This is a genomic window from Streptomyces sp. NPDC044571, assembly GCF_040647115.1.
Classification (GTDB): Bacteria; Actinomycetota; Actinomycetes; order Streptomycetales; family Streptomycetaceae; genus Streptomyces.
Window position 1 is genome coordinate 22,324 of the sequence record NZ_JBEZBN010000049.1, and the last position, 25,174, is coordinate 47,497.

The following is a 25,174-nucleotide window of genomic DNA, read 5'->3' on the forward strand; positions in this document are numbered from 1 at the left end:
CGCTCCCCCCTTACGCCCCTCGCGGGCGGCGTGTTGAATCGGCAGCGATTCAAGAACAAGGAGAACAGTCATGAAGATTCTCGTCGTCATGACGGCCAAGGCCACGCTCCATCTGCTGGACGGAGAACAGCACCCCTCGGGATTCTGGGCCGAGGAATTCGTCGTTCCCTACACCCTCTTCACGGCAGCAGGCCACACCGTGGACGTGGCGACGATCGGCGGCGAGGCCCCGACGGTCGACCGGACCAGCATCGACCCCGCATTCCTGCGGTGGGTCCGCCCCGAGGGCTCGCCGGACGAGGACGCCGCCAACGCCGCCGAGTACGTCAGAGTCATCGAGAGCATCCCCCAGCTCAAGAACCCGATCTCCTTGGAGTCCCTGGACGAGAAGGACATCGCCGACTACGACGGCATCTACGTCAGCGGCGGCCACGGCGCGATCGGCGACCTGCCCAAGTCCGACGAGCTCGCCCAGATCCTGCGCTGGGCCCTCGCCCAGGACAAGCCGCTGGCCACCGTCTGCCACGGTCACACCGCGCTGCTCGCGCTGCGCGACGGCGAGGGCCGCTGGCCCTTCGAGGGCTACCGGATGACGGCCTTCTCGCACAGCGAGGAGCTGGTCACCAACATGGCCGGCCGCCTCCCGCTGATCCTGGAGGCCGAGCTCACCCGGCTCGGCGCCCGCTACGAGAAGGCCGAGGCGATCTGGGACTCGCACGTCGTCGTGGACCGCAAGCTCACCACCGGCCAGAACCCGTACTCCTCCAAGGCCCTCGCCGAGACGTTCTTACGGCAGCTCGCGAAGGGCTAGTACCACGCCCCGCACACCGACACCGGAAGGCAGCCATGACCAAGCGCGCGCTCAGCGACCAGCCCTTGGCCAACCCCGGGAAGCTGTTCATCGGCGGCACATGGGTCTCGGCCCAGGACGGCCGTACCGAGCCGGACATCAGTCCCGTGGACGGACAGGAGATCGTGCCGGTGGCCCAGGCCACCGCGGCCGACGCGGACGCGGCCGTGGCGGCGGCCCGCGCGGCGTACGAGGAAGGTCCCTGGAGCAGACTGTCCGCCCAGGAACGCGCGCTGAGGCTGAACCGGGTCGGTGAGCTCATCGAGCGCGACCTGGAGGAGATCGCCCTGCTGGAGACGGTGGACATGGGCAAGCCGTTCGCCTTCTCCAGCACGGTCGACGCCCCCATGGCCGCGCAGCTCATGCACTATTACGCCGGCGCCGTGACCCGGGTCGACGGCTCCTCGCGGGCCCCGGCCGGCGGGCAGCTCGCCTACACCCTGCGCGAACCGCTGGGCGTGGTCTGCGCCATCACCCCGTTCAACTTCCCGCTGCTGCTGTCGATGACGAAGATCGCACCGGCCCTCGCGGCGGGCAACACGGTCGTCCACAAGCCCTCCCCGGCGACCCCGCTCACGGCATTGAAGATCGCCGAGCTCTTCCAGGAGGCGGAGATCCCCGACGGGGTGCTGAACGTGATCACCGGTCCGGGCGTGGAACTGGGCGAGACCCTCACCGACCACCCGGGCATCGACAAGATCGCCTTCACCGGCTCCACCGCGGTCGGCCAGTCGATCATCCGCAAGTCGGCCGGCACCCTGAAGAAGGTGACGATGGAACTGGGCGGCAAGTCCGCCAACATCGTCTTCGCCGACGCCGACCTGGACGCCGCCGAGGAACTCGCCTTCTTCGGCATCTACTACAACAAGGGCGAGATCTGCACGGCCGGCTCCCGGCTGCTGCTGCAGCGCCCCGTCCACGACGAGCTGGTCGAGCGCCTGGTCCGGCGGGCCGCCGCCCTCAAGCCGGGGGACCCGAGGGACCCGGCCACCCTCTTCGGGCCGCTCGCCCACCGCGGGCAGTTCGAGAAGGTCAGCTCGTACATCGAGATCGGCGAGAAGGAAGGCGCCGTCCTGCGGACCGGCGGCACCGGCTGGACCCCCGAGGGTGCCTCCAGTCAGGGCCTGTACTTCCTGCCGACCGTCTTCACCGGGGTCGACAACGGCATGCGCATCGCCCAGGAGGAGATCTTCGGCCCGGTGCTGTCGATCATCCCCTTCGACACCGAAGAGGACGCCATCCGCATCGCCAACGACAGCGCGTACGGACTGGCGGCCGGCGTCCACACCAAGGACCTGCGCCGGGCCCACCGGGTCGCCTCGCAGATCAAGGCCGGCACGGTCTGGGTGAACTGCTACAACCAGTACGACCCCTCGGTGCCCTACGGCGGCTACAAGGCCTCCGGCTACGGCCGCGAATGCGGGCCGGAATCCCTCGAAAGCTACACCCAGACCAAGTCGGTCTGGATCGGCATGGACTGACCCACCCGACCCGAGAAGGAGCGGCAATGCGGACAGGCGTCATCGGCACCGGGCGGATCGGATCCACCCTGGCACGGATCCTGGTGGCCGCGGAGCACGAGGTCTTATTGGCCAACGCCCGCGGCCCCGAGTCCCTCGGCCCGCTGCTGGCCGAGCTGGGCCCGGCGGCCTCGGCGGCGCACCCCGCCGAGGTCGCCGGCCAGGCCGAACTCCTGGTGCTGATGGTGCCCTTCGCGAGCGTCCGCGGGCTCCTCCCCGCGGACGCGGTACGGGACACGGTGCTGGTGGACGCGACCAACGCGTTCAGCGGCGCCGGCACCCCCGCCGATCTGGGCGGCCGGAGTTCCAGCGAACTGGTCGCCGAGTGGTATCCCGGCGCCCGCGTCGTGAAATCCCTGAACACCATGCATTACGAGACCCTCGCCATTGCCGGCACCGGACGCGGCGAACGTCTGGCCCATTTCACGGCGGGCGACGACGAAAAGGCGAAGGAAATCGTCGCGGGAATCATCACGGATCTGGGATTCGCGCCCGTCGACACCGGCTCGCTGCACTCCGGAGGAATTCTCCAGCAGCCCGGCGGGCCCCTCTTCAACCGGCCGCTCACGGAAGCGCAGGCGCTGGCATGGATCTCTCACTGAACGTGAACGGAAGACCCGAGCAGTTCTCGGCCCAGCCGAACGAACTGCTAGTGGAACGGCTCCGCGACGGCCTCGGGCTGACCGGCACCAAGGTCGGCTGCGACACCGGCCAGTGCGGATCCTGCGTCGTCCGGCTCGACGGCCGGTCCGTCAAGAGCTGCCTGGTCCTCACCGCGACGGCCGCCGGCTCCGAAGTGACCACCATCGAGGGCATCACCACCCCCGGCGGTGAACTCACCGCACTCCAGGAGGCCCTGCGCCAGGAGCACGGCACCCAGTGCGGCTTCTGCACCCCCGGCATGGTGATGGCCCTCGGCGAGCTCGTCGAGACCGCGCTCATCAAGAACGCCGCCGGCGGCGAGGCCCCCACCGAACCCGAGATCCGCGAATGGCTCACCGGCAACCTGTGCCGCTGCACCGGCTACCACAGCGTGGTCCGCGGTGTGCAGCGCGCCTGCTCCGCCGCCCGGGCCGAGGCCGCCGGGGCCGACGCCGTCAGCGCCGGGTCCACCGCGTCCGCAGCCTCCGCCGCGTCCGGTCAGGAGGGCTGAGCCATGACCGCAGTGACGGGGGAGAGCGCCCTCCCCGGACCCGGGGTGCTCGGGCAGCCGCTGGACAGCCGCGAGGACCCGCAGCTGCTGCGCGGCGAGGCGAAGTACGTCGCCGACATCGACCTGCCGGGCACCGCCCACATGGCCATCCTCGGCAGCCCCGTGGCCCACGCGAAGATCCTCTCCATCGAGACCAAGGCCGCGCAGCAGCTGCCCGGCGTCCTGAAGGTGGCCACCGCCGCCGACTTCACCGACGTCATGCCGCTGCCCTGCATCTGGATACCCGGCGGTGTCGAGAGCCACTTCCCGCCGCACCCCTACGGACTTCCCGGCGCTCGCCCGGTCCTCACCGGCGACACCGTCCGCCACGTCGGCGACCCGATCGCCGTGGTCGTGGCCGAGACCCCGCGCCAGGCCGCCGCCGCGCTGGCCGCCATCACCGTCGAGTACGAGCCGCTGCCCGTGGTCACCCGGGCCGACGAGGCCCTCGCCGAAGGCGCGCCCCAGCTGCACGAGGCCGTGCCCGGCAACCTCAACGCGTACTGGACCTGCGGCGACAAGGACCGCACCGACGCGGCCATCGCCGACGCCGAGGTCACGGTGGAGCTGGACCTCGTCAACCAGCGGACCATCAACAGTCCCATCGAGCCGCGCGGCGCGGTCGGCGACTACGACGCCGTGACCGGCGAATACACGCTCTACGCCTCCACCCAGGGCCCGCACAACCACCGCTTCCTGCTCTCCGCCCTGGTCCTCGGCATCCCCTTCAACAAACTGCGCGTCATCGCCCCGACCGTCGGCGGCAGCTTCGGCACCAAGGGCTACCTCTATCCCGACATGGCCCTGGTCCTGCTGCTCTCCAAGGCGCTCGGCCGTCCCGTCAAATGGGTGGACACCCGCACCGGCCTGATGAACTCCACCGTCCAGGGCCGAGACCACCGCCAGCACGTCACCCTCGCCGGCACCCGCGACGGCCGGATCACCGCCGTGCGCGCCACCAGCTACGCCAACCTCGGCGCCTACCCCTCCACCATCGGCCCCGGTGTCGCCACCGCCCTGATGGGACGCTCCATCACCGGCATGTACGACATCCCCGCCGCCTTCTGCGAGGTCTACGCCGCCTTCACCAACACCGTCTCCCTGGGGGCCCAGCGCGGCAGCGGGCGCGCCGAGGCCGCCTTCCTGATGGAGCGCCTCGTCGACCGGTACGCCTCCGAGATCGGCATGGACCCGGCGGCCGTACGGCGCAAGAACCTGGTGCCGAAAGAGAAGTTCCCGTACGACAACGGCCTCGGCTGGACCTACGACTCCGGGGACTACCAGCGGAACTTCGACCGGGCGCTGGAGCTGTCCGGCTACGCCGACATGCCCGCCCGCAAGGCCGAGGCCCGCACCCGCGGCAAGCGCCTCGGCGTGGGCCTGGCCACCTACGTCGCCATCTGCGGCGTCGGCCCCTCCACCCGGATGTCCCAGGAGGGCATGCTCGGCGGCACCTGGGAGAGCGCGAACATCCGCGTCCACCCCACCGGCGAGGTCACCGTCACCGTCGGCTCCGCCTCCACCGGCCAGAGCCACGGGACCGTCTTCGCCCAGGTCGCCGCCGACGAGCTCGGCATCGACCCGGCGAAGGTGCAGGTCCTGGAGGGCGACACGCAGAGGGCCCCGTACGGGCAGGGCACCTACGGCTCGCGCTCTTACAGCATGGCCGCACCCGCGGTCGCCCTCACCGCCCGCAAGATCAAGGACAAGCTGGTCAGGGCCGGCGCGGTCTTCCTCGGCATCCCGGAGGACAAGGTCGTCTACGCGGGGGGAAAGATCCACGAAGAGGGCAACGAGGAGAACGCCAAGACCTTCGCCGAGCTGGCGATGGCCATGTGGTACGGCTGGGGGCTGCCCCCCGAGATCGAGCCCGCCCTCGACGAGACCACCCACTTCGACCCGCCGGACTTCAACTACCCCTTCGGCAGCCACGTCGCCGTCGTCGAGATAGACGAACTCACCGGTGAGACCGAGGTGGTGGCCTACACGGCCGTCGACGACGCCGGGAACATCGGCAACCCGAAGATCGTCCTCGGCCAGATCGAGGGCAGCATCGTGCACGGCCTCGGCCAGGCGCTGCTGGAGGCCGCCGAGTACGACGAGCAGGGCCTGCTCGTCACCCGCGACCTGACCCGGTACGCCCTGCCGCGCGCCGCCGACGTGCCGTTCTTCGTGCTCGACAAGACCGTCACGCCCAGCCCGCACAACCCGCTGGGCGCCAAGGGAGCCGGCGAGATCGCCACCGTGCCGCCCGCCGCGGCCGTCGTCAACGCGGTCGTCGACGCCCTCTCCGACCTGGGCGTCCAGCACATCGACATGCCGCTCACCCCCGAGAAGGTCTGGCGCCGCCTGCGAGGAGAAGCCCAGTGATCCTCACCGACTTCGACTACGCCCGGCCCTTCACCCTCGAAGAGGCCCTGACCCTGCTGTCCGCCACCCGCGGCGGCCGGGTGCTCGCCGGCGGCCAGAGCCTGCTGCCCGGCCTGCGCACCGGGGAGACCGTCCTCGACGCGGAGGGGACGCGGCTGCTGGTCGACGTACGCCACCTGGAGGAGCTGCGGGGGATCGAGCGGACCCCCGACGGGCTCCGGATCGGCGCCCTCACCACTCTCGCCGAACTCGCCGCCGACCCGCTGGTGCTGGCCGAGGCCCCGGAACTGGCCGCGGCGGCCCGGGCCAACGGCGACCCCCAGGTCCGCAACCTCGGCACCGCCGGCGGCAACCTGGCCGCCGCGGGCCGCGCCACCGACCTGCCCGTGGCGGCCATCGCCGCAGACGGCCTGGTCGAACTGGCCGCTCCCGGCGGGCGCTCCACCGTCACCGCCGAGGACCTCGCCGCCACCGGGGTGCCCGCCCGGGCCGTGATCACCGCCCTGCTGGTGCCGGCCGCGGGACGGGCCGCCGCCTTCGAGAAGACCGCCGACCGGGCCACCCGCTACCCGGTGTGCGCAGCCGCCGTACGGATCACCCCCGGCGGGCCGCGCATCGCGGTCACCGGGGCCACCGCCCGCGCGCTGCGGCTGCGCGGCGTCGAAGACCGGCTGCGCGGGGGCCCGTACACGACGGAAGCCGTGCTCGCGGCCTTCCGCGCCGAGCCCCGGGAGCTGTTCGTCCCGGGGCGCGGCACCTCGGCCGAGTACCTCGGCCATCTCGCGGGGGTGCTGACCGCCCGCGCGCTGCAGAGGGCAGACCAGGTCCTCGCCTGAACGCCCACGAGGGGGAGTTGACGCAGTGGCCGACATGTCCAGGACGACCACGGGGAATCCGCCGCACCCGGCCGCCCGGCCGGGCGCCGCGCCCAGAGGCTCCGGCTTCCGGGTGGTGGGGGCGGTCCTCGTCCTGCTGATGCTCTCCTCCTCCGTACCGTCCGCCCTCTACGTGCTCTACCAGCAGAGATGGGGCCTGTCCTCCGGCACGATCACGGTGGTCTTCGCCCTGTACGCCGTCACCGTGCTCCTCGGGCTCCTGCTGTTCGGCTCCCTGTCCGACACCCTGGGCCGGCGCCCCGTACTCGGTGCCGGCCTGGTCCTGGCGATCGTCTCCATGGGGCTCTTTGCCGGGGCCGAGGGGCTCGGGCTGTTGCTCGCCGCCCGTGCCGTGCAGGGGCTCGCGGTGGGCCTCGCCACCGGGGCGATGGGCGCCGCCCTGCTCGAACTGGCACCCCGTTCCCGGCCCGCGCTGGGCGCCCAGGTCAACAGCGCGGGCCCCACCGTGGGGATCGGGCTGGGCGGGATCGGAGCCGGGCTGCTCGTCCAGTACGGGCCCGCCCCGACCGTGCTCAGCTACCTGCTGCTGGTCGCGGCCTTCTCGGCCGCACTGGTGGGGGTGGTGCGGATGCCGGAGAGCGCTCCCGCCGGTGCCTCGGGGGGCCGCCGGCGGATGCGGATCGCCGTCCACCGGATCAGCGTGCCGACCGCCGTCCGCGGCCGGTTCGCCGTCCTCGTCCTGACCATCGTGGCCGTCTGGTCCGTCGGCGGCTTCTACCTCTCGCTCGGACCGCACCTGGCCCTGTCCCTGCTGCGGAGCACCAACTACCTGGTCGGCGGGGCCACCGTCGCCCTGCTGGCGGGCGCCGCCACCGCCGCCCAGCTGCTGCTGGGCCGCACCGAGGCGCTGCGCACCGCCGTCCTCGGGCTGTGCGGGCTGCTGGCCGGGCTCGGGCTGGTGCTGCTCGCCCTGGGCCTGGGCTCGGCCGCGGTGTTCCTGGCGGGCACCGCCGTCCTCGGCAGCGGCTGGGGCGCGGCCTTCCTCGGCTCCTTCCGGGCGCTGAGCGCGCTCGCCGAGCCGGCGCACCGGGGCGAACTGACCGCCGCGGTCTACGTCTTCGCGTACCTCGCCATGAGCGTCCCGGCGGTGCTCGCCGGAATGCTCACCAACATCCACGGGCTGCACCGCACCTCGGTCGGCTTCATGGCCGCCGTCGCCGCCGTGTGCGCGCTGGCCCTGCTGGCCACGCTGCGGCTGGCCGCCCGCACCCGGTCCGAAGGGAGTACGGCATGAACGCCGGGGATGAGGGCCTCGACCTGCGGTCGGCGCTGCGCGGTCTGGAGATCTTCGCCGGGCTCACCGAGGAGCAGCTCGACTGGCTGGTCTCCGTCTCCGAGCCCCGGGTGCTCGCCGACGGGGAGGTCCTCTTCCGCGACGGCGAGGAGGCCACCGGCTTCCACGTCCTGCTCTCGGGCGGGCTGGTGGTCACCAAGGTCGTGGACGGGCGGGAGGAGGTGCTCACCCGGCACTCCACCGAGGAGGAGAGCGCGGCCGCCGAGGACCACGACGGCAAGCCCTCCGCCGCGCACCGGTTCACCGGCGAGCTGCCCCTGCTGACGGACGGGGCCTACGTGGCCACCGCCGCGGCCAGCGGCCCGGCGACCACCGTCGTGGCCTATCCCAAGCCGGTGTTCTTCGAGATGCTCACCCGCTGCCAGGGGGTGGCGGCCGTGCTGATCCCGGTGCTGGCCTGGCGGATCAAGTCCTCCGAGGTCCAGGCCCGCAAGCGGGCCACCGTCGAGGCGCTCGGCACCCTCGCGGCAGGACTGGCCCACGAGCTCAACAACCCTGCGGCGGCCGTCGCCCGGGCGGCGCAGGAGCTGGCGCCCGCCCTGGACCGGCTCACCCGGACCGCCCACGCCTGGGGGGCCGCCGCGACCGGCGCGGAGCGCTCCGTACTCGACCGGCTGAGCGAGGAGCTGGACAAGCTGCCGCCGCCGGCGACCACCGACCCGCTGGCCCAGGCCGACGCCGAGGAGGAGATCACCGACTGGGCCGAGGAGGCCGGCACCGAACGGCCCGGACTGCTGGGCTCGGGGATCTCGGACCTCGGGCTGGAGCTGGGCTGGCTGCTGGAGCGGCTGGAGGGGATCGGCGAACCGGCCCTGTCCGCCGCCCTGGACCACCTGGCGGCCCTGCTGGAGGTCCGCTCGCTGGCGGCGGAGCTGCGCGCGGCCGGCCCCAGGATCTCCCAACTGGTCGCCGCCACCCGGGATTACGCCAATCTCGACCGCGCCCCCGAACAGCGCTTCCCGGTGACCGACGGGCTGGAGAACACGCTGGTCGTGCTGCGTGCCAAGCTCTCCGGCATCACCATCGTGCGTGCGTACGAGCCCGGCCTGCCCGAACTGACGGGCTATCCGAGCGAGTTGAACCAGGTGTGGACCAACCTGGTCGACAACGCCGCCGAGGCCATGGAGGGCGCCGGCACGCTCACCCTGCGGGTCCGCGCCGAGGGGGCCTGCCTGGTCGTGGCGATCACCGACACGGGCCGGGGCATCCCCGAGGAGTCCCTGCCGCGGATCTTCGAACCGTTCTACACCACCAAGGACGTCGGGAAGGGCACGGGCCTCGGGCTGCACCTCAGCTACCGCATCGTGACCCAGCGCCACCACGGGTCGATCACGGCCCGCTCGCGTCCCGGGGAGACCCGGATGGTGGTGCGGCTGCCGCTCTCCGCGGCCGCCGCCTGCGCCGAACCACCCGCCCAACCCACCACCACCCGTTGAGAGGGAGTCAGATGGCCACGTACGACATCTCCACGCTGCACCCGGTCTTCGTCCGCCAGATGGAGGCGCTGGCCGCTCTGGACATCGAGGCGGTGATGAAGAACTACACCGACGACGCGGTGCTCCTGCGCTTCGAGGGGGCCTCGGTCGGGATCGACGCCGTCCGCGAGACCTTCACCGGCTACCTGACGCTGAAGCCGACCCTGGTGGAGCTCCAGGAGTACATCGAGACCGAGGACACGATCTTCTATCGGGCGATCATGAATCTGAACGGTGAACCGGAGCACGCGTTCGGGACACTTGTGGTCCGCGATGGCCGGATCTGGCGCCAGACCGCCGGGTTCGGCAGCTGATCAAGAATATCTGGGTAGCGTGTGCGGGGAGGGCGGAGGCAGCGCCCTCCCTGCTCGTGCACGTGGAATCCGAAGGGGGAGGTCATGGAACGCGAAACCGGGCGGATCGAGGCATTCAGTGACGGTGTATTCGCCATCGTCATCACGATTCTCGTCCTGGAACTGAAGGTTCCGGAGGAAACGGGATCGGACTTCTGGCACGGGGTCCGGGAACAGTGGCCGCACTACGCGGCATACGTGGTCAGTTTCCTCATCATCGGTGTGATGTGGGTGAACCACCACACCATCTTCAGTCACCTCAAGCGGGTGGACCGTCCGCTGTTGTTCCTGAATCTCCTGGTGCTGATGGTGGTTTCCGTGATTCCGTACACCACCACCGTGCTCGCCGAACACCTCGTGGAGGAGGGCGGCTCCGCCAACGCCGCGGCCGTCCTCTACAGTTCCATCACCGTCCTGTACGCCTTGGCGTTCCTGGCCTTCTGGTGGTACGTCACCCGGGTCGGCCACCTGTTCCACGAACGGGTGGACCGGGAGGGTGCCCGGGCCACCCGGGTGCGCTTCGGCCTGGGCGCCGTGGCCTACCCGCTGACGGTCGTCCTGTCCTTCTTCTCCGCGCCCCTCACGCTCGTCGCGCACTTCCTGATCGCTCTCTACTATGCGGCGAACCAGATCCCGATCCCCCTCGTGGTAGAAGAAGAGCGACTCGAAACTGCGAGCGACCTCAGGAAGTAGCTGCGGGGCCCTACGGCCGTTTCGCGCGGTCAAGTAGGGTATTGGATCTAGTGGTCGCGGGGGAGGCCCAGATGGCGCGCGTAGTTCTGCCGGAGGAATCCACAAAGGAAATCTCCGAATTGATCGACATGCTGATCTCTCTCTTCTTCGAGTCCTTACCCAGGCGGGACCAGCGAAACTGGGCCCGCGTATATCTCAACGGCCTGGTGAGGACCAACGGGAAGAAAACGATCCGTAACATCGCCGGAACGGGTGCCAGCTCCGTCGAGCAGAGTCTCCAGCAGTTCATCAGCAAGTCGCCGTGGGACTGGACGCCCGTCCGCCGCTCGCTCGCCCAGTACCTCGAACGCACCGCCCAGCGCCCGCTGGCCTGGGTCGTCCAGCCCATGGTCATCGAGAAGGCGGGCGACCGCTCCGTCGGCGTCGGCCGCCAGTTCGTCCCCCAGCTCGGCCGAACCGCCAACTGCCAGCAGTCCAGCGGGATCTGGCTCGCCTCCAGCGAAGCCAGCTTCCCCGTCGAATGGACCCTCACCCTGCCCGGTCCGTGGACCAGCGAACTGCTGCGCCGCCGACGGGCCGGCATCCCCGACACCGCCCGCTCGCTCACCCCCGTCCAGGACGCCGTGCACGCCGTCCAGCGCATGGCCGCCTCCTGGCAGCTCCAGCGCCGGCCGGTGGTCATGGAGGTGGCCAACACCGACATCGCCCAGAGCATCGAGTCCTTCGCCTTCCAGGACATCCCCTTCGTCTTCAAGGTCGACGGCTCGCTGCCCGTCGCCTTCGGCGGAGCGGGCCGGCAGCGGCCCGGCCCGCACGTCGCCCCCGCCCGCGAACTGATCGACTCGCTGCGCTCCCAGCGCCGGGTCGTCGAATGGACCCGGCACGGCCGCGCCGAAGGAGCGGTGACCCTGCTGACCTCGGCCGCCATCCTCGCCACCCCCAGCGAGGACCGGCCCGCCCCCGTACTGGCCACCCCGCTGCTGCTCATGGGCGCCTGGACCGAAGCGGCTCTGCTGCCCTCCGAGTTCTGGATCACCAACATCGGCGACCGGCCCCTCGCCCAGCTGTTCCTGCTGGCCAAACTCACCGACCGGGTGTCCCTCGACTTCACCGAGACCTGCGAACCCGTGGGCATCCGTGATTTCGAGGGCCGCTCCTTCCGTGGCTGGCACCACCACGCCACGCTCGCGAGCGTCGCCCACGCGTCGATGCTGCTGACCGCCCGCGGCCGGATCCCCGAGGGCTGTCCCGGCTCCGCCCGTCCCGCCGCCACCGCGGCAGCACCCATGGCCCGCCCCGCCACCCCGCCGCGGCTGCCGCCGCGCCCGCTGATCCCCGGGCAGAGCCCCAGACGCGAGTACAGCCGCTGAGCAGCCGGCGGAGCGGCCGGCCGACCGGCCGGCGCCGCCGGGACGGGGGCGCGGACCAGCCGGACGCGCCCCTCACCCGTCCGCACCCTTCACCCGGGCGCGCCCCTCACCCGGACGCACCCCTCACGTGGTCGAGCACCTTGCGGAGGTCCTCGGTCGGGGAGAAGTCGACGTACTCGGTGTCGAGGAGCGCCACCGGAACGTGCCCCGGGCCCCAGTAGAAGGCCTGACCCTCCTCGTACACGCTCTCCCCGTCCGCGGACCGCATCAGCAGCCGGCCCTTGAGCAGATAGCCCCAGTGCGGGCACTGGCACATGTCGCCCGGCAGGCCCTTGAGCGCCTCGGTGAGGTCCGCGCCCTCGGGAAGGCGGAAGAACCCGACGGTGAGGTCCCCGCCGATCTCCTTGATCCGGATTTCCAGGCCGCCGCCCTCAAGGGCGACGGGCGTCTCGCTCCGCGTCGTTGCCTGCATGGTGCCTCCACCGTCGATCTGCCACTCCTGTCCTTCCACCTTCCGCCCGTCCGTAGGAACAGACCACCGGGCCCGGTATGTCCTGGACGATCAGCCGGGGCGGCATTGATGCCGGGCCATGGGAGAATGAAGTACGTGCGTTTCCTCGGCTGCCCTGTCCGAGGCACTCCGATCGACTGGGAAGTTCTGCACGTGCGTTTCCTCAATGACCAGAAGCCGCCGTACGACCTGACGTACGACGATGTGTTCATGGTGCCGAGCCGCTCCGCGGTGGGTTCCCGCCAGGGCGTCGACCTCTCCTCGCCCGACGGCACCGGCACCACCATTCCGCTCGTCGTGGCGAACATGACCGCCATCGCGGGACGCCGGATGGCCGAGACCGTCGCCCGCCGCGGCGGCATCGTGGTCATCCCGCAGGACATCCCGATCGAGGTCGTCACCGACGTCATCTCCTGGGTGAAGACCCGCCACCTCGTGCTCGACACCCCGATCACGCTGGCGCCCACCCAGACCGTCGCCGACGCACTGTCCCTGCTGCCCAAGCGGGCCCACGGCGCCGGTGTCGTCGTCGACGCCGAGGGCCGCCCGGTCGGCGTCGTCACCGACCACGACCTGACCGGCGTGGACCGCTTCACCCAGCTCTCCGAGGTCATGTCGAAGGAGCTCCTGCTCATCGACGCCGACATCGACCCGCGCGAGGCCTTCAACAAGCTCGACGCCGGCCACCGCAAGCTGGCCCCGGCCGTCGACAAGGACGGCAAGCTCGTCGGCATCCTGACCCGCAAGGGCGCGCTGCGCGCGACCCTCTACACCCCGGCCACCGATGCCGGGGGCAAGCTGCGCATCGCGGCCGCCGTCGGCATCAACGGCGACTTCGTGGGCAAGGCCAAGCAGCTGCTCGACGTGGGCGTGGACACGCTCGTCATCGACACGGCCCACGGCCACCAGGAGTCGATGATCAACGCGATCAAGGCCGTCCGCGCGCTGGACCCGCAGGTCCCGATCGTCGCCGGCAACATCGTCGCCGCCGAGGGCGTCAAGGACCTGATCGACGCCGGCGCCGACATCATCAAGGTCGGTGTGGGCCCGGGCGCCATGTGCACCACCCGCATGATGACCGGCGTGGGCCGCCCGCAGTTCTCCGCGGTGCTGGAGTGCGCCGCCGAGGCCAAGAAGTACGGCAAGCACGTGTGGGCCGACGGTGGTGTCCGCCACCCGCGCGACGTGGCGATGGCACTGGCCGCCGGCGCGTCGAACGTGATGATCGGCTCCTGGTTCGCCGGGACCTACGAGTCGCCGGGCGACCTCCAGCAGTCCGCCGACGGCCGGTTCTACAAGGAGTCCTTCGGCATGGCGTCCGCGCGCGCCGTGCAGAACCGCACCTCGGAGGAGTCCGCGTACGACCGGGCCCGCAAGGGGCTCTTCGAGGAGGGCATCTCCACCTCGCGGATGTTCCTGGACCCGGCGCGCCCCGGCGTCGAGGACCTGATCGACTCGATCATCGCCGGTGTGCGCTCCTCCTGCACCTACGCCGGTGCGGGCTCCCTCGCGGAGTTCGAGGAGAAGGCCGTGGTCGGCGTCCAGTCGGCTGCCGGCTACGCCGAGGGCAAGCCGCTCCACGCCAGCTGGAGCTAGTCCCCCTCCGGAGCGGGTCTCCGTCTCCTTCCCCGTGGCCCCCGGCCGTCCCCTGCGGACGGCCGGGGGCCACGGGCGTACCCGGCCCGGTGGCCCTGACGGGCGCCGTTCGACCGGTCGGCGCCGCCCGCGGCGGGATGAAGTCGCACGGCCGCACAACTTCCCGTGTCCGGTCCGTCACACTCGGTCTTCCGGGGCTGCCACCTGTGCCAACGCCTCCTCCGTCCCCCCGGCGAGCGGGCCGTGTCTGGATCATCGGCGCCACCACCACGCCTCGCCGCAGGCCGGGGCCGCCCGCGGCGTATCCGGGCGCGGCCCCGATCAGGGCCTGGGCCGCACAGGCCGACCGGTGCACCGTGGCCGGCAGCTGTTCGGCGGTCCGCGCGGGACGAGCCGTACGAGCGGCCCGGGCAGTTCTCCGTACGGGGCCTGCCCGCAGTGCCGATGCCGGAAGCGGGGCCGCCCCGCGCAGCAGCTCGGCCGACTCCGGTCGGACCGTACGTCCCTGCGGCCCCGCCCCCGGCTCCGCGCAGCAGCTCCACCCCGGGCCGCCGGCAGCGCACCGCCGGGCTCGGCCGCGGCCTGTGCCTCCCGCAGCACGGCAACCCGTTCCGCTGCGCCCGCGCACGGTCCGTGGACCACGGACCGCGGGGTTCAGTGCCCGGGCGGCTCGTCGCCCAGAGGTGCGCCGTGCACGCCCGCGCGGTACTTGGGGATCCGCAGGGTGACCTTGAGGCCTGCCCCGACCCCGGTCTCGATCACCGGGCCGTACGCGTCCCCGTACACCTGCCGGATCCGCTCGTCGACGTTGGTCAGCCCTATCCCGGAGGAGGATCCGGCGCGTTCCCCGGCCAGGATCCGGCGCAGCAGGTCCGGGTCCATCCCGACCCCGTTGTCCTCGACGGTGATGACCGCCTCCGCGCCCGCGTCCCGGGCGGCGATGGTGATCCGGCACTCCTCGGTGGAGTCCTCCAGCCCGTGCTTGACGGCGTTCTCGACCAGCGGCTGGAGGCACAGGAACGGCAGCGCCACCGGCAGCACCTCGGGAGCCACCTGCAGGGTCACCTTCAGCCGGTCCCCGAAGCGCGCCCCGGCCAGGGCGAGGTACTGCTCGATGGAGCGCAACTCCTCGGCCAGGGTGGTGAAGTCGCCGTGCCGCCGGAAGGAGTAGCGGGTGAAGTCGGCGAACTCCAGCAGCAGATCGCGCGCCCGTTCCGGATCGGTGCGTACGAACGAGGCGATCGCGGCCAGGGAGTTGAAGATGAAGTGCGGGGAGATCTGCGCCCGCAACGCCTTGATCTCCGCCTCCATCAGCCGGGTCCGCGAGCGGTCCAGCTCGGACAGCTCCAGCTGGACGGATACCCAGCGGGCCACCTCCGTGGCGGCCCGCACCAGCACGGCCGACTCCCGCGAGCCGTAGGCGACCAGCGCGCCCAGCACTCCGTCCTCGCCGGTGAGCGGGGCCACCACCGCCCACTTCAGCGGGCAGTCGGGACGGTGGCACTCGGTCCGGACGCTCTGGCTGCGTCCCGAGTCCAGCATGACGGCGACCCGGGCCATCGCCCGCCGCTGGTGGTGGTCGGCACCAGGCCCGTCCCAGGCCAGCACCGACTGCCGGTCGGTGAGGCACAGGGCCTCGGTGCCCAGCAGGGAGCGCAGCCGCCTGGCGGCCTTGCGGGCGGCGTCCTCGGTGAGGCCGGCGCGCAGCGGGGGAGCGGCCAGCGAAGCGGTGTGCAGGGTGTGGAAGGTGGCACGCTCCACCGGGGTCCCCAGGTCCAGCCCGGTCGCCCGTTCACGACGCCGGGCCTGCCACCGGCCGCCCGCCCAGCCCAGGGCCAGCAGCAGGACCGCCCCCGCCACCGCCAGCACCGCGAGCACTGCTCCGCTCATGGAGCGCCGCCCGCACCTCGGGCCCCGCCCCCGGTCTCCCGCAGCCGCAGCGTCTCCGGCAGATGCAGCCGCGCCAGCGTCGCCGCCGTCCCCGCGGGAATCCGCGACCGGGTGGCCAGCGACACCAGCACCATCGTCAGGAACCCCAGCGGCACCGACCAGGCCGCGGGCCACGCCAGCAGCGTGTGCACCCACCCCGCCGGGGCCAGCCCGGCCCGGGTCGCCAGCACCGCGCCCAGCGCCGCCCCGCCGCCCGCGACCAGCCCGGCCACCGCGCCCGGCGGGGTCAGCCCGCGCCACCAGATGCCCAGCACCAGCAGAGGGCAGAACGAGGAGGCCGACACCGCGAAGGCCAGCCCCACCGCATCCGCCACCGGTACATCCGTCAGCGCCATGCTCCCGGCCAGCGGCACCAGCATCGCCACCAGCACCGCGAAGCGGAACGTCCGCAGCCCGCGCGTCGGCAGCACGTCCTGGTGCAGCACCCCCGCCACCGCCATGGTCAGGCCCGAGGCCGTCGAGAGGAACGCGGCGAACGCGCCCCCGGCCAGCAGCGCCCCCAGCAGCTCGCCGAGCACCCCGCCAAGCATCCGCTCGGGCAGCACGAGCACCGCCGCGTCCGCGTCCCCGGTCAGGGCGAGCTCCGGCGCGTACGTCCGCCCGAGCACCCCGTACACCGGGGGCAGCAGGTAGAAGAAGCCGAGCAGGCCGAGCACCACCAGCGTGGTGCGCCGCGCGACCGGACCGTTCGGGCTCGTGTAGAAGCGCACCGCGACATGGGGCAGGCCCATCGTGCCGAGGAAGGTGGCCAGAACCAGCCCGTACGTCGCGTACAGCCCGAGCGCCGGGCGGTTCCCGTCCAGCGGCTCGGACCGGCTGGACACCCCCGGCGTGGCCGTCGGCCGGGTCTCGGGCACCCGGGTGGCAGGGTCGAACTCCAGCCGCGCCCGGGCCCGTACGAGGTGCTGCCCGGACTCCAGCCGCACCGGCGCCCCCGCGTAGGTCCGCCCGTCCACTCGGCCGGTCACCGTCAGGGTCAGCGGTGCGTCCAGCGACAGCCGTACGTCCTCGGCGAGGGTGACGGCGGTGTGCTCGCGGAACACCGCCGGGGCGTCGAAGGAGGCGCGCGGCGCGCCGTCGCCGGCCCAGGCCGCCAACAGGAAGAAGGCCGGCACCAGCAGGGCGGTGAGCTTGAGCCAGTACTGGAAGGCCTGCACGAAGGTGATGCTCCGCATGCCGCCGGCCGCCACGGCCGCGGTCACCACGAAGGCGACGACGACCCCGCCGGCCCAGTGCGGCGCCCCGGTCAGGATCTCCAAGGTCAGCCCCGCGCCCTGCAACTGCGGGAGCAGGTACAGCCAGCCGACCCCGACCACGAACAGCACCGCGATCCGGCGCACCGCCTGCGACTCCAGGCGGGCCTCGGCGAAATCGGGCAGCGTGTACGCGCCCGAGCGCCGCAGCGGGGCGGCGACCAGCGCCAGCAGCACCAGGTACCCGGCGGTGTACCCGACCGGGTACCAGAGCATCCCGGGCCCCTGGAGCAGCACCAGCCCGGCCACCCCCAGGAAGGAGGCGGCGGACAGGTACTCCCCGCTGATCGCCGCCGCGTTGAGGCGCGGGCCGACGGTGCGGGAGGCCACGTAGAAGTCGGAGGTGGTCCGCGAGATCCGCAGCCCCAGCGCGCCCACCAGCACCGTGACCAGGACGACGACGGTGACCGCGGTCAGCGCGTACGTCTGGTTCACCGGCAGGTCCTTCGGCAGGGGAGAGAGAGGTACCGGAGTCTAAGCGCGCCCGCGGACCGGCAACAGGCGTGATCCGGCGTGATCGGGCGGGATGCGGTGCGAGGCGGTGGGATGCGGTGCGACGCGTCGGATGCGGTGCGAAGCGTCGGGACGCGTCGGGCTGCGGTGCGATGTGGGCGGTCCGGCGCGATGCGGCGGAACCCCTGCGTCACCCTGCGTGCACGCGGCACACTCGTGAGGGTCCGTCAGGCCGTGTCCGCGCCACCCCACCCCCTGGAGCAGCCGGTGTCCTCGCAGGAGATCCCCCTCACGCTCACCCCCCAGCAGGCCGCCTCCGGAGTGGTCATCGCCCTGCCCCTGCCCACCGGCACCTCCCACCTGCGCATCCCGCCCGCCCGGGACGGCGACCTCGTCCGCACCCGCGTCGGCGACACGGAAGTCCTGCTGCGCATACGGGTGTCCGCGAGCGCGAGCGCGAGCGCGGGCACGGCGCGGCCCGCCGCGTCGGGAGCCTCCGGCGCCAAGGGGTGCCTGCTGGTGCTCGGCGTCGCCGCGGCCGTGATCGTCGGGCTGGTGCTGTTGAACAGCGGGGACGACGAGGACGACAGGGCCACCGCCACCCCGACGCCCAGCACCCCGGCCAGTTCCAGGTCGCCCGCCCCGGGCCCGGCCCCGGCCGGCACCCCCGCCGACACGGCGACCGACACGGCGACCGACCCCGCGACCGAGGCCCCCGCCACCCCGTCCGAAGCCGCCCCCAGCCCCTTCGACCGGGGCACCTGCCTCAACGGACAGCTGCCCGACTCGACGACCGCGCAGCGCGTCACCGGAGTACGCGAGGTCTCCTGCGCGGCGGACGACGCGCACTACCGGGTGATCGAGAGCATTCCGCTGACCTCCGACCTCAACCGCTGCGAGGACAACCCCAAGACGCAGTACGCCTTCTCGTACCGCTACACCCGGGGCGGGATCACGCTCAACGAGTACGTCTACTGCCTGGTCGGCCTGGGCTCCTATGCCCGCTGAGGAGCGCCCGCCCCTCCGGGCGGCGCTTCACCGGGCCGGGTCGCGGTGCTCCGCGCAGTCCCTGAGGGCGATCTCCAGCTCCACGTACGAGTCCTCGGCCCGCCGGAACGCCAGCGTCAGCGCCGCCTCCGCCCGGGGCGGCAGCTGCCGCCGGGCGCCCTCGTTCGCCTCGTACAGGACCTCGGCCCAGCGCGCGGCCGCACTGCGCAGCCGGGCGAGCAGCGCCTCGGCCTCGGCGGGACCGGCCGGCCGGCTCCGGGGCAGCGCGGCCAGCGCGTCGAGCAGCGCCTGGATCTCAGCCATCTCGTGTTCCTCCCGCCCCTGCCGCTCCACGATAGGCGCGGCCCGCGGCCACCGCGGGTCCCCCCGGGAGCTCCTGCGACCGGCGGCACCGGCGGATCGCCGTACGCCCCGTGCCGCGCGACGAACGGCGCCTGCGCACGCCGGACGGTCGGCGGATCCGGTCGGCCGACGGTGGGCGGATCCCGTCAGCCGGTGGCCTGGCGCATCAGCAGCTCCCGCAGCTGCCGTGCGTGGCGGCGGCTGACCTGGAGTTCTGCCGAGCCCACCCGGACGCTCGTGGTTCCGGCGTCGAGGCGGAGCTCGTCGATCCGGCTCAGCGCCACCAGATGGCGGCGGTGGATCCGGACGAACCCGCGTGCCGCCCAGCGCTCCTCCAGCGTGGACAGCGGGATGCGGACCAGGTGGCTGCCCTCGTCGGTGTGCAGCCGGGCGTAGTCCCCCTGGGCCTCGACGTACGCGATGTCGGCGATCGCCACGAAGCGGGTGACCCCGCCCAGCTCCACGGCGATCTGGTCCGGCGCCCGCTCGGCGACGGCCACCTCCGGCGCGGCGGGCCGCCGCTGCACCGGGACGGCGGGGCCGGCGGGCTCCGGCGGCTGCTCGGCTGCCCGCCCGAGCTGGGCGCAGGACCGTCGGACGGCCTCCGCCAGCCGTTCGGGGCGGACCGGTTTGAGTACGTAGTCCACGGCCTTGAGGTCGAAGGCCTGCACGGCGAAACCCTCGTGGGCGGTGACGAACACGATCAGCGGCGGCCGCGCGAAGCCCGCCAGCAGCCGGGCGATGTCCAGGCCGGTCAGTCCGGCCATGTGGATGTCCAGGAAGACCACGTCGATGCCGTCGGGGCCGTCCGGCCCGGTCTCCAGGGCCCGGGTGATGCGGCGCAGGGCCTCCGTGGCGTCCGAGGCGCCCTCCGCGCTGAGCACCCGGGGATCGGAGCGCAGCAGGTAGAGGAGTTCCTCAAGGAGCGGCTTCTCGTCGTCGACGGCCAGTACGCGCAGCATGCGAGGGAGTCTAGGGACGACCGGCCCGCGGGGAAACGGTGCGCGGCCCGCCTGCCGGGGGGAGGGGGCAGGGGGCCGCGCGGCTCGTGAGTGGGGGGAGGTGGCGGTCAGGAGGTGGTGATCAGCTTGCCGTCGGGGGAGACGGCGTACCAGGTACCGCCGACCCCCTGTCCGTTGATGTCACCGGCCTTCTTGTCACCGGTGAAGGTGTAGACGGGCCAGCAGTCGATCGCCTGCTGCTTCTTGCCGTCGGGGCGGTCCAGGACGGAGAAGCCCTTCTCCACGATGCCCTTGGCGTCGGCCTTGTCCACCGGGGGCACCACCGGCCACTTGGCCGCGCAGTCACCCGTGCAGTTGGAGGCCATCGGCCAGGCGGTGTCCTTCTTGAACCGGTAGACGGTCATCCCGTTGCCGTCGACGATGTGGTCGCCGAGCTTGGGGTCCTTGGCCACGGTCAGCGCGCCCCGGGCGGCCTGGGCGCCTTGGGTGCCCTGGGCATCCTGGGCCTGGGGCGCGGCCGCCGCCTTCGCCGCCTTCTTCCCGTCGGGCGCGAAGGCGAACCAGGTGCCGCCCACGCCCTGCCCGTTCAGGTCGCCCGCCTTGGTGTCCTTGGCGTAGCGGTACACCGGCCAGCCCGCCACGGTCAGCTGCTTGCTGCCGTCGCCGCGGACCACCTCGCCCAGCAGCGCCGGGTCCATCCCGGCGGCGGCGGTCGCGTCACCGGCCGCGACCACCGGCCAGGTCCCGGCGCAGTCCCCTTCGCAGTTCGACTTCGGCGGCTTGGCGGTGTCCTTGTCGAAGCGGTAGAGGGTGAGGCCGGCGCTGTCGGTGAGCACCGGGCCGGCCGTGTCGTTCTGGGCGACGGCCAGCTGCCCGGCGGCCTTCGCACCGGAACCGGCGGCAGAGCCCGCGCCGTAGTCGGACCCGTAGTCGGAGCCGGAAGCGGGAGCGGCGGCGGCGGCCCCGGCCGGCTTGGCGGCGCCGGCCTTGGTGTCGTCCCCGCCGCAGGCCGTCGCGGTCAGTGCGACGGCAACGGCCACGGCGGCCAGGGTGGTTCCGCGCTTGATGCCCATCTTGATCTCTCCCACGTGTGGTGTCTCCCGTGTCCGCCGCCCCGCCGGTGCGGTGCGTCGGCAGCTTGCGAAGGACACGTCGGGCGGGGGCCGTTCTGTTCACGAGGGGCGGTGTGGGCTGTTTCACTCACCCCGCGGCGAACCCGGCCCGCCGCAGAGCCGTGGCCACAGCGAGGCCGAGGACCTGGTGTCCGCTGTCGTTGGGGTGCAGGCCGTCCGCCAGGTGCTCGGGGCCCAGCAGGTCGTGCCCGGGCAGCAGGGCCAGCCGGCCGTCCCCGGCGGCGATCCGGTCCCGGGCGGCCCGCTCCATGGCGTCGCGCAGGGCGCCGAGGGTGGCGCCCAGCCGGTTCGGGGTGCGCTCGGCGTCGGGCCGCAGGAGGGGGGAGAGGAGCAGCAGCGGGGTGCGGGGGTGGCCGTGGCGGACCAGGTCGAGGAAGGCGCGGGTGGTCTCGTACATCAGCGGTGCCGAAAACGGCACGCGTGTCCAGCAGTTGGTGCCGAAGGCGAGGGTGAGGACATCGGCGGGCAGGGCCGCGAGCTGCTCGGCGGTGGCGAGTTCACCGCGCGCGGCACCCGCGTAGCCGAGGTTGACCGTGTCCCAGCCGAGCGCCCGGCCGGCGACCGCGGGCCAGCCGTGGGCGGGCCGGGTGGACCACCAGCCCTCGGTGATCGAGTCGCCGTGCACCACCCATCGCGGAGCCGGCGGGGCGGGGGCGAGGGCGCCGCCGACCGCCCGCACGCCGAGGATCACCGGGGCCTGGGCTTCGGGCGGGTGGATGGTGAAGGGTCCGCGCCCGCCGGGGAGCTCGATGCGTACGAGAGCCTCCCCGGCCGGTTCGGTCCAGACCTCCCTGACCACCCCGTGGCGGTCCCACAGCGCGAAGCCGTGCGCCAGGTCGCGCAGGGCGTCGGTGGGCCCGGGGACGGTCGCCCGGTAGCGGATCTCCACGGCGTGCGCCCCCTCGGCCGTGAACTCCAGCCGGACCCCGATGGGCAGCGTGGCCCGCTCGCCGGTGTCCCAGGGCAGCCGCATGGTGTCGGCCGGGTCGGCCCGTACCGGGCGGCCCCGGTCCAGCCAGGCGACCCCGCGCAGGAACGGCGCCGGGTCCAGCCAGGGCGTGGTGCACGGCGCGTGCGGGGCGGTGTCCTCGGTGGTCACTGCTCGCCTCCGATCTTCGGATGGGGGAACTTGACGCCTACCCCGCCGTGCGCGACCAACGTCTGCCCGGGGCGTACGCCGCCAGGGCGCGGCCGGGAAGTACAGGACGCGTACGGGGCGGCCGCGATGTCCGCGATCTCGGCGAGCCGGCCCGGCGGGGGTCCGGATCCATGGCGGCACGCTGCGGCAGGACTGACGAAGTGTCAAGAAAGGGGGTCGGAGGTGCCTGCGCATTGATCGAACATCCGCGCGCAACAAAGGGCCATCCCGGACAGATCCGCGCAACGATCGTGCGCCAATGTGCAAGGATGGTGCATTACGGGCAGTATCACTCAGCTCGTAGGCTCACTCGCTGTACGTGGAGTGGCGTGGACCGCCTGCTCGGCGGTCCCCCATGCCCAGGCTCACGCCTGTCCTGCTCCGGACCGCTGCGGTCGATGCCTCAGTCCCCATCCGCAGTGTCAAAGGAGTCCTCTCGTGCTCGATCACGGCCAGGCGCCACCGCTCGACGGTGAGACCCGCAAGCCCGCGCACCCCCTGCTGCGCCGCAAGCCGGTCGAGCAGCTCGTCGCCGAGGGCGGCCAGGGCGAGGGCGGCGTCCTGCGCCGCTCGCTCACCATGTGGCAGCTGACGATGATCAGCATCGGCGCCACCCTGGGCACCGGCATCTTCGTGGTCCTCGGCGAGGCCGCCCCGAAGGCCGGCCCGGCCGTGACGATCTCCTTCATCATCGCGGGCCTGACCGCGCTGTTCTCGGCCCTCTCCTACGCGGAGCTGGCCGGATCCGTCCCCGTCTCCGGGTCCTCGTACTCCTACTCCTACGCCACCATGGGCGAGTTCGTCGCCTGGGTCTGCGGCTGGTGCCTGGTCCTGGAGTACGCCGTCTCCGTCTCGGCCGTCGCCGTCGGCTGGGGCCAGTACCTCAACGAGCTCCTCGACGGCACCATAGGCGTCACCCTCCCCGAGAAGTTCTCCGCCGCCCCGCTGGGCGACGGCGGCTGGATCAACCTGCCGTCCCTGGTCGTCGTCCTGCTCGCCATGGTCTTCCTGCTGCGCGGCGCCAAGGAGAGCGCCCGCATCAACACGATCATGGTCGTCGTGAAGATCGTCACCCTGGTGCTCTTCATCGGCATCGGCGTCATGGGCATCAAGTCCGGCAACTACGCCCCGCTCGCGCCGCTCGGCATCACCGGCATCAGCGCCGCCGCCTCGACCCTCTTCTTCTCGTACATCGGCTTCGACGCCGCCTCCACCGCCGGTGAAGAGGCCCAGAACCCGAAGAGGGACCTGCCCCGCGCGATCATGCTCTCGCTGGGCATCGTCACCATCCTCTACGTCCTCGTCGCCTTCGTCGCCGTCGGCGCCATGCCGTGGCAGGACTTCGAGGGCACCGAGGCCGCGCTCGCCCAGATCATGAAGGACGCCACCGGCCACAGCTTCTGGGGCGTCGTCCTCGCCGCAGGCGCCGTCGTCGCCATCGCCTCCGTCGTCTTCGCCGTCCTCTACGGCCAGACCCGCATCCTCTTCGCGATGTCCCGCGACGGCCTGGTGCCCAAGGTCTTCGCCAAGGTCGACGAGAAGAGCGGTGCCCCGCGCGCCAACGTCCTCATCGTCTCCCTGTTCTGCGGCGCGCTCGCGGCCTTCATCCCCTTGGGTGAGCTCGCCAACGCCACCAGCATCGGCACCCTCTTCGCCTTCGCCCTGGTCAACGTCGCCGTCGTCATCCTGCGCCGCACCAAGCCCGACATGCCGCGCACCTTCAAGGTGGCGCTGTTCCCGGTGACGCCGATCCTCGGCTTCATCGCCTGCGCGTGGATGATGTACAACCTGCCGGGCGCCACGTGGGTCGCGTTCGGTGTCTGGATGGCCGTCGGCCTCGTGGTCTACTTCGTGTACGGCGTCCGCCGCTCCCGACTGGCCACAGCAGAAATGTGATCCACCCGCAGTGCGACTGAACGATCTCGACGAACGCATCGTGCACGCCCTCGCCGAGGATGCCCGCCGCTCCTACGCGGACATCGGCTCCGAGGTCGGGCTCTCGGCCCCCGCCGTGAAGCGGCGCGTGGACCGGCTGCGGGCCGAGGGAGCCATCACCGGCTTCACCGTCCGCGTCGACCCCGCCGCCATGGGCTGGGAGACCGAGGGGTTCATAGAGATCTACTGTCGCCACAACACCTCGCCCGACGACATCCGGCGAGGTCTGGAGCGCTACCCCGAGGTGGTGTCCGCGTCGACCGTCACCGGCGACGCGGACGCCCTCGTCCAGGTCTTCGCCTCCGACATGCGGCACTTCGAGCGGGTACTGGAACGCATCGCGGGCGAGCCGTTCGTGGAGCGCACCAAATCGGTGCTGGTCCTCTCCCCGCTCCTCCGCCGCTTCACCTCGGGCGCCCCGGCCTAGGCAGTTTCGTTTGGATCACCGGGCGGACCAGAGGAAGATGCCCGCGATGTGGAGCCCGGCCAGGTAGATGGTGGCGGTCTTCTCGTAGCGGGTGGCGAGACCGCGCCACTGCTTCAAGCGGTTGATGCACCGTTCGACGGTGTTGCGCTGCTTGTAGGTCTCGCGGTCGAAGGCCGGTGGTCTGCCGCCGCGGCTGCCCCGACGTAGCCGGTGTGCGCGCTGGTCGGCGGGGACGGGGATCACTGCCCGGATGCCGCGTTTGCGCAGGTGCTCGCGGATCGCTCGCGAGGAGTACGCCTTGTCGGCCAGGACCACATCCGGCCTGGTGCGGGGCCGTCCTCGCCGACGGGGAACGCGAAGGCGGGCCATGACGTCGGTGAAGGCGGGTGCGTCACCGGCCTGTCCGGCGGTGAGGTGGAAGGCGAGTGGCCTGCAGCGGTCGTCGGCGGCGAG

At 72.3% G+C, this 25,174-nt stretch carries 23 protein-coding genes; 15 read left to right on the forward strand and 8 right to left on the reverse strand.

What is annotated here, in order from left to right; all coding sequences use genetic code 11:
* Positions 1–70: 70 nt before the first annotated feature.
* From AB0B01_RS23820 to AB0B01_RS23870, 11 genes are all read left to right on the forward strand, one after another.
* Positions 71–811 carry a type 1 glutamine amidotransferase domain-containing protein gene (locus AB0B01_RS23820; RefSeq protein ID WP_361722544.1) on the forward strand — a complete coding sequence of 247 codons (741 nt, stop codon included), beginning with the start codon at positions 71–73 and terminating at the stop codon, positions 809–811.
* 35 nt (positions 812–846) lie between these two features.
* The gene (locus AB0B01_RS23825) at positions 847–2,331 is read left to right on the forward strand and encodes an aldehyde dehydrogenase family protein (RefSeq protein WP_361722547.1); all 1,485 of its coding nucleotides are present in this window, start codon (positions 847–849) and stop codon (positions 2,329–2,331) included.
* Positions 2,268–2,972 carry an NAD(P)-binding domain-containing protein gene (locus AB0B01_RS23830; protein ID WP_361722550.1) on the forward strand — a complete coding sequence of 235 codons (705 nt, stop codon included), beginning with the start codon at positions 2,268–2,270 and terminating at the stop codon, positions 2,970–2,972. Before AB0B01_RS23825 ends, AB0B01_RS23830 begins: the two co-directional genes overlap by 64 nt.
* Entirely contained in the window at positions 2,957–3,523 is a 567-nt protein-coding gene (locus AB0B01_RS23835) for a (2Fe-2S)-binding protein (protein WP_361722553.1), read from the forward strand. The genes AB0B01_RS23830 and AB0B01_RS23835 overlap by 16 nt, the downstream gene beginning before the upstream one ends.
* A 3-nt stretch (positions 3,524–3,526) precedes the next feature.
* Positions 3,527–5,932, forward strand: a complete 2,406-nt coding sequence (locus AB0B01_RS23840) for a xanthine dehydrogenase family protein molybdopterin-binding subunit (RefSeq protein ID WP_361722556.1) — start codon at positions 3,527–3,529, stop codon at positions 5,930–5,932.
* On the forward strand, positions 5,929–6,768 hold the full coding sequence (locus tag AB0B01_RS23845) for an FAD binding domain-containing protein (protein WP_361722559.1): 840 nt from the start codon (positions 5,929–5,931) through the stop codon (positions 6,766–6,768). The genes AB0B01_RS23840 and AB0B01_RS23845 overlap by 4 nt, the downstream gene beginning before the upstream one ends.
* 34 nt (positions 6,769–6,802) lie before the next feature.
* Positions 6,803–8,062, forward strand: coding sequence for an MFS transporter (locus AB0B01_RS23850; RefSeq protein WP_361722562.1), 1,260 nt, complete (start codon positions 6,803–6,805; stop codon positions 8,060–8,062).
* Positions 8,059–9,558, forward strand: a complete 1,500-nt coding sequence (locus tag AB0B01_RS23855) for an ATP-binding protein (RefSeq protein ID WP_361722565.1) — start codon at positions 8,059–8,061, stop codon at positions 9,556–9,558. Before AB0B01_RS23850 ends, AB0B01_RS23855 begins: the two co-directional genes overlap by 4 nt.
* 11 nt (positions 9,559–9,569) lie before the next feature.
* A complete protein-coding gene (locus AB0B01_RS23860) occupies positions 9,570–9,911 on the forward strand; it encodes a nuclear transport factor 2 family protein (protein WP_361722568.1) in 342 nt (113 codons plus the stop codon).
* 84 nt (positions 9,912–9,995) lie between these two features.
* The gene (locus AB0B01_RS23865) at positions 9,996–10,643 is read left to right on the forward strand and encodes a TMEM175 family protein (protein ID WP_361722571.1); all 648 of its coding nucleotides are present in this window, start codon (positions 9,996–9,998) and stop codon (positions 10,641–10,643) included.
* A gap of 128 nt (positions 10,644–10,771) precedes the next feature.
* Complete coding sequence (locus AB0B01_RS23870; RefSeq protein WP_361722603.1) at positions 10,772–12,013, forward strand: transposase; 1,242 nt, start codon at positions 10,772–10,774, stop codon at positions 12,011–12,013.
* Positions 12,014–12,119: 106 nt separating this feature from the next.
* Here AB0B01_RS23870 and AB0B01_RS23875 read toward each other — a convergent pair whose 3' ends face one another.
* Positions 12,120–12,485, reverse strand: coding sequence for a hypothetical protein (locus AB0B01_RS23875; protein ID WP_361722573.1), 366 nt, complete (start codon positions 12,483–12,485; stop codon positions 12,120–12,122).
* A gap of 192 nt (positions 12,486–12,677) precedes the next feature.
* Here AB0B01_RS23875 and AB0B01_RS23880 point away from each other — a divergent pair, with 192 nt between their 5' ends.
* Complete coding sequence (locus AB0B01_RS23880; RefSeq protein WP_361722576.1) at positions 12,678–14,120, forward strand: GuaB1 family IMP dehydrogenase-related protein; 1,443 nt, start codon at positions 12,678–12,680, stop codon at positions 14,118–14,120.
* A gap of 654 nt (positions 14,121–14,774) precedes the next feature.
* Here the strand turns inward: AB0B01_RS23880 and AB0B01_RS23885 are convergent.
* Together AB0B01_RS23885 and AB0B01_RS23890 are read right to left on the reverse strand one after the other, a co-directional pair.
* Positions 14,775–16,010 (reverse strand): histidine kinase, encoded by a 1,236-nt coding sequence (locus AB0B01_RS23885; protein ID WP_361722579.1) that lies wholly within the window; start codon positions 16,008–16,010, stop codon positions 14,775–14,777.
* A complete protein-coding gene (locus tag AB0B01_RS23890; protein ID WP_361722582.1) occupies positions 16,007–17,758 on the reverse strand; it encodes a cation acetate symporter in 1,752 nt (583 codons plus the stop codon). Before AB0B01_RS23890 ends, AB0B01_RS23885 begins: the two co-directional genes overlap by 4 nt.
* Positions 17,759–18,010: 252 nt before the next feature.
* Here AB0B01_RS23890 and AB0B01_RS23895 point away from each other — a divergent pair, with 252 nt between their 5' ends.
* On the forward strand, positions 18,011–18,784 hold the full coding sequence (locus tag AB0B01_RS23895; protein WP_361722585.1) for a hypothetical protein: 774 nt from the start codon (positions 18,011–18,013) through the stop codon (positions 18,782–18,784).
* 27 nt (positions 18,785–18,811) lie between these two features.
* Here the strand turns inward: AB0B01_RS23895 and AB0B01_RS23900 are convergent, their stop codons facing one another.
* From AB0B01_RS23900 to AB0B01_RS23915, 4 genes are all read right to left on the reverse strand, one after another.
* Positions 18,812–19,087 carry a hypothetical protein gene (locus AB0B01_RS23900; RefSeq protein ID WP_356850910.1) on the reverse strand — a complete coding sequence of 92 codons (276 nt, stop codon included), beginning with the start codon at positions 19,085–19,087 and terminating at the stop codon, positions 18,812–18,814.
* A 185-nt stretch (positions 19,088–19,272) separates the two neighbouring features.
* Complete coding sequence (locus tag AB0B01_RS23905) at positions 19,273–20,088, reverse strand: LytTR family DNA-binding domain-containing protein (protein WP_361722588.1); 816 nt, start codon at positions 20,086–20,088, stop codon at positions 19,273–19,275.
* A 107-nt stretch (positions 20,089–20,195) separates the two neighbouring features.
* A complete protein-coding gene (locus tag AB0B01_RS23910; RefSeq protein ID WP_361722606.1) occupies positions 20,196–21,161 on the reverse strand; it encodes an SCO0930 family lipoprotein in 966 nt (321 codons plus the stop codon).
* A 127-nt stretch (positions 21,162–21,288) separates the two neighbouring features.
* Complete coding sequence (locus AB0B01_RS23915) at positions 21,289–22,320, reverse strand: GDSL-type esterase/lipase family protein (protein WP_361722591.1); 1,032 nt, start codon at positions 22,318–22,320, stop codon at positions 21,289–21,291.
* A gap of 477 nt (positions 22,321–22,797) precedes the next feature.
* Here AB0B01_RS23915 and AB0B01_RS23920 point away from each other — a divergent pair, with 477 nt between their 5' ends.
* Together AB0B01_RS23920 and AB0B01_RS23925 are read left to right on the forward strand one after the other, a co-directional pair.
* Entirely contained in the window at positions 22,798–24,255 is a 1,458-nt protein-coding gene (locus tag AB0B01_RS23920) for an amino acid transporter (RefSeq protein ID WP_361722594.1), read from the forward strand.
* A gap of 10 nt (positions 24,256–24,265) precedes the next feature.
* Positions 24,266–24,721, forward strand: a complete 456-nt coding sequence (locus AB0B01_RS23925) for an Lrp/AsnC family transcriptional regulator (RefSeq protein ID WP_007262967.1) — start codon at positions 24,266–24,268, stop codon at positions 24,719–24,721.
* A gap of 15 nt (positions 24,722–24,736) precedes the next feature.
* Here AB0B01_RS23925 and AB0B01_RS23930 read toward each other — a convergent pair.
* On the reverse strand, positions 24,737–25,174 hold a 438-nt coding region (locus AB0B01_RS23930), incomplete at its 5' end, for an IS5 family transposase (RefSeq protein WP_361722597.1).

Coding starts and splice junctions, on each gene's coding strand:
- AB0B01_RS23870 (WP_361722603.1), top strand. CDS start 10,772: ATGCTGATCTCTCTCTTCTTCGAGTCCTTACCCAGGCGGGACCAGCGA.
- AB0B01_RS23875 (WP_361722573.1), bottom strand. CDS start 12,485: ATGCAGGCAACGACGCGGAGCGAGACGCCCGTCGCCCTTGAGGGCGGC.
- AB0B01_RS23860 (WP_361722568.1), top strand. CDS start 9,570: ATGGCCACGTACGACATCTCCACGCTGCACCCGGTCTTCGTCCGCCAG.
- AB0B01_RS23850 (WP_361722562.1), top strand. CDS start 6,803: ATGTCCAGGACGACCACGGGGAATCCGCCGCACCCGGCCGCCCGGCCG.
- AB0B01_RS23825 (WP_361722547.1), top strand. CDS start 847: ATGACCAAGCGCGCGCTCAGCGACCAGCCCTTGGCCAACCCCGGGAAG.
- AB0B01_RS23855 (WP_361722565.1), top strand. CDS start 8,059: ATGAACGCCGGGGATGAGGGCCTCGACCTGCGGTCGGCGCTGCGCGGT.
- AB0B01_RS23900 (WP_356850910.1), bottom strand. CDS start 19,087: ATGGCTGAGATCCAGGCGCTGCTCGACGCGCTGGCCGCGCTGCCCCGG.
- AB0B01_RS23910 (WP_361722606.1), bottom strand. CDS start 21,161: ATGGGCATCAAGCGCGGAACCACCCTGGCCGCCGTGGCCGTTGCCGTC.
- AB0B01_RS23835 (WP_361722553.1), top strand. CDS start 2,957: ATGGATCTCTCACTGAACGTGAACGGAAGACCCGAGCAGTTCTCGGCC.
- AB0B01_RS23820 (WP_361722544.1), top strand. CDS start 71: ATGAAGATTCTCGTCGTCATGACGGCCAAGGCCACGCTCCATCTGCTG.
- AB0B01_RS23865 (WP_361722571.1), top strand. CDS start 9,996: ATGGAACGCGAAACCGGGCGGATCGAGGCATTCAGTGACGGTGTATTC.
- AB0B01_RS23840 (WP_361722556.1), top strand. CDS start 3,527: ATGACCGCAGTGACGGGGGAGAGCGCCCTCCCCGGACCCGGGGTGCTC.
- AB0B01_RS23830 (WP_361722550.1), top strand. CDS start 2,268: ATGCGGGCCGGAATCCCTCGAAAGCTACACCCAGACCAAGTCGGTCTG.
- AB0B01_RS23885 (WP_361722579.1), bottom strand. CDS start 16,010: ATGAGCGGAGCAGTGCTCGCGGTGCTGGCGGTGGCGGGGGCGGTCCTG.
- AB0B01_RS23905 (WP_361722588.1), bottom strand. CDS start 20,088: ATGCTGCGCGTACTGGCCGTCGACGACGAGAAGCCGCTCCTTGAGGAA.